This is a genomic window from Massilia sp. CT11-108 (assembly GCF_047302915.1).
Classification (GTDB): domain Bacteria; phylum Pseudomonadota; class Gammaproteobacteria; order Burkholderiales; family Burkholderiaceae_D; genus Telluria; species Telluria orientalis.
In genome coordinates, this window is the sequence record NZ_JBKYMO010000309.1 from 1 (window position 1) to 6,915 (window position 6,915).

Annotated in this window: 6 protein-coding genes; 3 read left to right on the forward strand and 3 right to left on the reverse strand. The window is 67.6% G+C overall.

All coding sequences use genetic code 11. The features are described 5' to 3' along the window. The coding region (locus ACEN88_RS21185; RefSeq protein ID WP_413342751.1) for a beta-N-acetylhexosaminidase at positions 1–1,542 on the forward strand (1,542 nt) is incomplete at its 5' end. Positions 1,543–1,576: 34 nt separating this feature from the next. Here the strand turns inward: ACEN88_RS21185 and ACEN88_RS21190 are convergent. Both ACEN88_RS21190 and ACEN88_RS21195 read right to left on the reverse strand, forming a co-directional pair. Further along, positions 1,577–2,359, reverse strand: a complete 783-nt coding sequence (locus tag ACEN88_RS21190) for a 3-hydroxybutyrate dehydrogenase (protein WP_413342753.1) — start codon at positions 2,357–2,359, stop codon at positions 1,577–1,579. Then, positions 2,356–3,588, reverse strand: coding sequence for a patatin-like phospholipase family protein (locus tag ACEN88_RS21195; RefSeq protein WP_413342755.1), 1,233 nt, complete (start codon positions 3,586–3,588; stop codon positions 2,356–2,358). Before ACEN88_RS21195 ends, ACEN88_RS21190 begins: the two co-directional genes overlap by 4 nt. A gap of 188 nt (positions 3,589–3,776) precedes the next feature. Here ACEN88_RS21195 and ACEN88_RS21200 point away from each other — a divergent pair, with 188 nt between their 5' ends. Together ACEN88_RS21200 and ACEN88_RS21205 are read left to right on the forward strand one after the other, a co-directional pair. Continuing rightward, the gene (locus tag ACEN88_RS21200; RefSeq protein WP_413342757.1) at positions 3,777–4,412 is read left to right on the forward strand and encodes an NUDIX hydrolase; all 636 of its coding nucleotides are present in this window, start codon (positions 3,777–3,779) and stop codon (positions 4,410–4,412) included. Positions 4,413–4,565: 153 nt separating this feature from the next. Beyond that, positions 4,566–5,705: a hypothetical protein gene (locus tag ACEN88_RS21205; RefSeq protein WP_413342760.1), complete on the forward strand. Its 1,140-nt coding sequence runs from the start codon at positions 4,566–4,568 to the stop codon at positions 5,703–5,705. A gap of 32 nt (positions 5,706–5,737) precedes the next feature. On the opposite strand, the gene ACEN88_RS21210 is transcribed toward ACEN88_RS21205, so the two are convergent. After that, positions 5,738–6,915 (reverse strand): PHA/PHB synthase family protein (locus tag ACEN88_RS21210; protein ID WP_413342762.1); only part of this gene is annotated, 1,178 nt, incomplete at its 5' end.

The window sequence follows — 6,915 nt, forward strand, 5'->3', positions numbered from 1 at the left end:
CCGGCCACCCGCATCGTCGCCAGCGGCGCCGCGCTGCCCGAGGCGTCGACCCTGCGCGACTACCTCCGCCCGGCCACCGGCTTCGACCTGCCGGTGACCGCGCACGACGGCGCCAACGCGATCCGCCTGCGCCTCGACCCGAAGGCGGACCTGGGCAAGGAGGGCTACCGCCTCGTGAGCGACACGCGCGGCGTGACCATCGCGGCGGCGCAGCCGGCAGGCCTGTTCTACGGCATCCAGACCCTGCGCCAAATGCTCCCGGCCGACATCTACCGCCAGGCGCGGGTGAAACGCACGTGGACGCTGCCGGCCGTGGCGATCGAGGACGCGCCGCGGTTCTCGTGGCGTGGCAGCCACCTGGACGCCGCGCGCCACTTCATGCCGAAGGAATTCGTGCTGAAGCACATCGAGCTGCTTGCCCAGCACAAGATGAACGTCTTCCACTGGCATCTGACGGACGACCAGGGCTGGCGCATCGAGATCAAGCGCTATCCGCGCCTGACGCAGGTGGGCGCGTGGCGCCGCGACAGCATGCTCGCGTACGATCCGCCGCGCTACGACGGCAAGCCGCACGGCGGCTTTTATACGCAGGACGACATCCGCGAAGTGGTCGCCTGGGCGGCCGCGCGCCACGTGACGATCGTGCCGGAGATCGAGATGCCGGGGCATGCGCAGGCCGCCGTCGCGGCGTATCCCGAGCTGGGCAACCGGCCGGATCGGATACTCCAGGTCGGCACCGACTGGGGCGTGATCCCGCACGTGTTCAACGTGGAGGACGGCACGATCGCCTTCCTGCAGAATGTGCTGGACGAGGTGATGGACCTGTTCCCGGGCCAGACCATCCACGTGGGCGGCGACGAGTGCCCGAAGACGGAATGGGCGCAGTCGCCGGCCGCGCTGGCGCGCATGAAGCAGCTGGGTCTCGTGCCCGCCACCGCCACGCTGCAGGACATCCAAAACTACCGCGATGCGCAGGGCAAGCCCGCCGAACATCCCGCGCTGCACGGCCTGCAGAGCTGGTTCATCGGCCGCATGGATGCCTACCTGACGCGGCACGGCCGCCGCCTGATCGGCTGGGACGAGATCCTGGAAGGCGGCCTCGCGCCAGCTCATCACGGCGGCGAGGCGGGCGGCATCAAGGCCGCGGGCGCCGGACACGACGTCGTCATGACGCCCGAGCGCGCGACCTATTTCGATTTTTACCAGGCCGACCCGAAGAGCCCGGGCTTCCGCGAACCGATGGGCGTGCGCGACGTGACGACGCTCGCGCGCGTGTACGCGTACGACCCGTTGCCGGCCGCGCTGCCGGCGTCGCAGGCGCGCCATGTGCTGGGCAGCCAGGCGCAGTTGTGGACGGAATACATGGCGACCCCGCGCGACGTCGAATACATGGCCTGGCCGCGCCTGGCGGCGCTGGCCGAGGGCCTGTGGACGCCGAAGGCGCTGAAGGAGTACGCCGGGTTCGAGGAGCGGATGCCGGCGGCGCTGGGCCGCCTGCAGGTGCAGGACGTGAACTACCGTCCCCTGGAGGGTCCGAAGTAACGATCGCCCGCGGATGCCCCGCGGGCTGCAAGACCTACTGCATGAACCAGCCGTGGCTGACGACGATCGACTGGCCCGTCAGCGCGTTCGACGGGAACGTCGCGAGGAACAGCGCCGTGTGCGCGACGTCTTCCACGGTCGTGAATTCGCCGTCGACCGTCTCCTTCAGCATCACCTTCCTGACGACGTCCTCTTCGCTGATCCCCAGTTCCTTCGCCTGCTCCGGGATCTGCTTGTCGACGAGCGGCGTGCGCACGAAGCCGGGGCAGATCACGTTCGCCCGCACGCCGTGCTTCGCGCCTTCCTTGGCGACGACCTTGGCCAGGCCGACGAGGCCATGCTTCGCGGCGACGTACGGCGCCTTCAGCACGGAGGCTTCCTTCGAGTGCACGGACCCCATGTAGATCACGCTGCCGCCGCGGCCCTGCGCATACATCCGCTTCAGGCACGCGCGCGTCGTGAGGAAGGCGCCATCGAGGTGAATCGCGAGCATCTTCTTCCAGTCGGAGAACTTGAATTCGTCGACCGGCGCGACGATCTGGATGCCCGCGTTCGACACGAGCACGTCGATGCCGCCGAATTGATCGGTCACTTGCGCGATGCCCGCGTCGACCTGTTCCTCGTTCGTCACGTCCATCGCGACGGCCAGCGCGCGTTCGCCGGTCGGATCGAATTCACGCGCGACGGCCTGCGCGGCCTCCAGGTTGAGGTCCGCGATGACGACCTTCGCGCCATGGTCGAAATAGGTCTTCGCGATCTCTTTGCCGATGCCGCTGGCGGCGCCCGTGACGACGGCGACTTTGTCCTGCATGTTCATGTCGGTTCCTTTTCTGCGGAGGTGGGGAGGGGAAGGGGATGCGCGGGCGGCGTCAGGAAATCGTAGGTGGCCGGGTTGCACTCGAAGCGCGGCAGCTGGAAGATCTCTTCATGCGCGAGCGTCTTCGTCGCATCCGCGTAGCCGGCCTGCCAGTGTTCCTTCATCGTGCGGCGCGAGAATTCGAAATCCTTGTACTGGCCTTCGTAGTTCGGCGAGCGGTAGACCAGTTCGACGATGTTGTACAGCGCGGGGTCCGACGCTTCCGCCAGCATTTGCGCCTGCCGCGTCGCGGCCAGTTCGGGCGGCATCATCGCCAGCAGTTCGTTGAAGGCCGTGCGCAGCTTCTCCGTGCGGCGGAATGCGTCGGTCGCGGTGCGCGTGCGGCTCGAATACTGGATCTCCTTCATGCGCGTCGCGACGGCGGCAAGGTCTTTCGGCACTTCGCCGCGCGCGCTCCACAGGTCGACCTGGAACACGAGCGTGTGCAGGCGCGAACGCGCGGACAGTACCCAGTCGAGCGGCGTGTTCGACACCATGCCGCCGTCCCAGTACCGCTCGCCGTCGATCTCCACCGCGTCGAAGCCGGGCGGCAGCGCGCCGCTGGCCATGACGTGTTCCGGCCCGATGCGGTCCTTCGCATTGTCGAAGTAGGCGAAGTTGCCGGTCCTGACGTTGACGGCGCCGATCGACAGCCGCATCTCGCGCGCGTTGATGCGGTCGAAGTCGACGAGGCGCTCCAGCGTCGCCCGAAGGGGCGCCGTGTCGTAGAAACTCGTCGCACCCAGACCGGGCCACGACAGGTACGGCGGCGGCACGCGCGGTTCGAAGAAGCCGGGCACGCCCTGCACGAGCACTCTTCCGGCCGCGATCTGGTTGACCCACGCGTGCAGCGTGTCGACCAGCGGCACGCCGGTCCACCGGTCGCCCACGAAGCCGTCGCTGGCCGTGCTGACCAGTTCCCAGAATTCGCGCAGGCGTTCGACCCGCCGCTCGCGCGGATTGCCGGCGATGATCGCGCTGTTGATGGCGCCGATCGAAATGCCGGACACCCACGTGGGCTCGACGCCCGCTTCCAGCAGTTTTTCGTACACGCCGGCCTGGTACGCACCGAGCGCGCCGCCGCCCTGCAGCACGAGCGCGATGCTGTCGAATTCGGTGGCGCAGGCCTTCGGTACTTCGGCGGGCGCCTGCGTGCCTTCGTGCAGTACGCTTTGATCCCGTGTGTTCACGTGCCGGCTCCGTCGCGGAGCGCTGGGGTTGGGTTCATCCATTCCTCGCTGTGTCAATACGAATCGAGAGCGACCTTGCGTTTGGTCAACGTGTCGCTCGGCCGATATTCTCACAAATTTGCGGATGAGGCTGTCGTACGATTGGATGATGAGCACCATGTTTACGCGGCGCTGGTATAGTCGCCGGCATGGACGACACCTGGCATCCGCAACTGGACGAACACGGCCGCAAGGTGCGGCTGCACGCGCCGTCGTGCGAAGCGAACCTCGCTGCGCTGGCCGACCCGCGGGCCGCGGTGACGTTCGTGCCGGGCAGCGTCTGCGCCGGCATGCTGGATGGCGTGCCGCTCGCGGCGTGCACGCGCGCCATGGTCGATGCCGCTTGCGCCGGTGGCGCCACGCTTGTCGAACCGCCGTTCGTCCTCCCGCCGGGGAAGCACGCGGCGGCCGGCGCCGTCGTGCGCGAAGCCGACGGCCGCATCTGGCTCGTGGCGCCGTCGAACGGCTTTGGCGGCTATGCGGTGACCTTTCCGAAAGGGCGCGTCGAACCGGGCCTGCCGCTGCAGGCCACGGCCATCCGCGAGGTATGGGAAGAATCGGGGCTGCTCGTGGAACCGGTGGCCTGGCTGGGCGACTTCCCTCGCACCCAGACCTTTACACGCTTTTACATCGCGCGCCGGATCGGTGGCCATCCCGCGCACATGGGGTGGGAATCGCAAGCCGTCCACCTCGTGACGCCCACGCAGGCGCGTGGCCTGTTACACCGGGATACCGATCACGCGGTACTCGACGCCCTGAACGCATTTGAGGCGCATCAAGCCTGACGCCAGCCACGCGAGACACGGCAGCCTTTCCAATCTGTAATGTTCGACGACCCTGTTTTTAATTTTCACTTCAGGTTCGCGGCGTACCGTTTTCATTGCATATCGGAAGCATTTCTTGCCCTGTCCGTCGTCCCTTTTAAGGCTGTCGCCCCCGTGAAACTCGCCGCATACCAAGAACTCGCCCCGCAGGAACTCGCTCCGCCGCAATCCGGCGGCCTGGACATCCACGGCGACGATCCCGCACAGCACCGCCAGGTCCTCGACAAGCTCGACGAGCTCGGCTTGCGGCCCTATCTCGCGCCGTTTGAACACGGCCGCGGTTTCGCGCTGTCGGCGGACGCCGCGCACGCGCTCGTGGACGATGGCGACACGCTGAACCTGTGCCGCGATCTCGGCCTCGATACCGCCGCGAACATGGTCCACCTCGAACGCGAGATCGTGCTGGCGCTGCTGGCCGCGCCGCGCACGCTCCGCTTTGCGAGTGCCGCCGAATTCCTGGCGGCGGTCGCGATCCGGCGCAACATCGTCGTGGCCGCGCGCGCCACCCAGCTCGCGTTCGGCACGGCCGAAGCGGACCGCCCGGCCAGCCACTGGACGTACGACGAAGACCGCGGCTTCACGGTCTTGCCTGGACAGCCGCTGATCGAGGCCCTCACGCTCGCGACGCAGCCCGGTGCGGGCGACGGGCGCATGTACGCGTTCTCCTGCTACCGCGCGACCGAATACGTGATGCTGCTCGGGATCGCGCGCGAACTCGAACGGACCAACCCGCCGCTGCTCGCAGCCTTGCAGCGGCAGTGGGAGACGTCAGCGATCCAGTCGGGCGCCTTCCACGACGTCTTTCTCGTCGAATACGGTTCGTTCGACGCGCCGCTGCCGCCGCGCTGGTACGTGCCGGGCGATCGCGTGTGGTTCCGCAATCCGGACGCGCTTTCGTCGGACGCCTCCGGCTACGAAGGCTCGTGGGTGATCTATCTCGGCAACGGCCTGTTCAGCAATTTCTGGCAGCGCGACCGCCCGTACAGCCTGGTCGCGAAATGCCTGGAGATCTACCACTGGCGCCACGGCACGTATGTCGACGCCGCCGGCGACTTGCGGATGAACGAGGCGATCGTCGCCGCGCACGTGGCGGAGACGGCCGCCAACCCGGCCGCGCTGGCATCCGTCGTCGCGTGCATGTCGCGCCTGCGTGACACGCGCGGCGTGTATGCCGATGGCGGCTGCATCGACGTCTCGCGCGAATACTCGCGTCCTGTCTGCCCCGGCACCACGGGCATCGTGCTGCCGGGCTGACGGCGCACGGCTGACGGCTTACGGCTTACGGCTTACGGCTCCAGGACGTAGTGGCCGGGCGCGTCACGCACGCTGCGTCCTTGTGGAGGCGGCGCCACCCATGGACCGGCCAGGCGGGCCAGCCAATGTTCCCACGCCGGCCACCAGCTGCCTTCCCGCACGCGCGTCTCGGCCTGCCAGGTATCGGGATCGACGTACGGCGCGTCGTGCTCGTGCGTGCTCATCTGGTAGCTGCGGTTCGGCGTACCCGGCGGCGACACGACGCCCGCATTGTGGCCGCCCGACGTCAGCAGGAACGTCACCGACGTATCGCTCAGCGGAATGATTTTATAGACGGAGCGCCACGGCGCCACGTGGTCCGTCATCGTGCCGACCGCGAGGATGGGGATGTGGATGTCGGTCAGCGCCACCGGCCGCCCGTTCACGAGGTAGCGTGAGCTGGCCAGGCTGTTCTGCAGGAACAGGTTGCGCAGGTATTGCGAGTGCATGCGGTAGGGCATGCGCGTGGCGTCCGCATTCCACGAGGCGAGGTCATTGTCCTTGTCGGGGATGTCGAGCAGGTAGTGGCGCAGGCGGCGCGACCAGATCAGGTCGTTCGAGCGCAGCAGCTGGAAGGCGCCCGCCATCTGGCGCGTATCCAGGTAGCCCTGCTGCCACATCACGGCTTCCAGGAAGCTGACCTGGCTCTCGTCGATGAACAGCGACAGCTCGCCCGGCTCCGTGAAGTCGACCTGCGCCGCCAGCAGCGTCATGCTGGCAAGGCGCTCGTCGCCGTCGCGCGCCATTGCCGCCGCCGCGATCGCGAGCAGGGTGCCGCCAAGGCAATAGCCGCACGCATTGATCTGCGGGGCGCCGCTCTCGCGCACGACCGTGTCCAGCGACTCCATGATGCCGTGCCGCCGGTAATCGTCCAGCGACAGGTCGCGGTCGTCGGCCTGCGGATTCTTCCACGAGATCATGTACACGGTGTGGCCATGCTCGACGAGGTAGCGCACGAGCGAGTTGTGCGGGGAGAGGTCGAGGATGTAGTACTTCATGATCCACGCGGGCACGATCAGCAGCGGCACGGCATGCACCTGCGGCGTGACGGGATCGTAGCGCAGCAGTTCGACGAGGTGGTTTTCCATCACGACCTTGCCGGGCGTGATGGCGACGTCGCGCCCGGGCCGGAGGCTGACGCTGTCAGTTAAACACATCTCAGACCCAACGA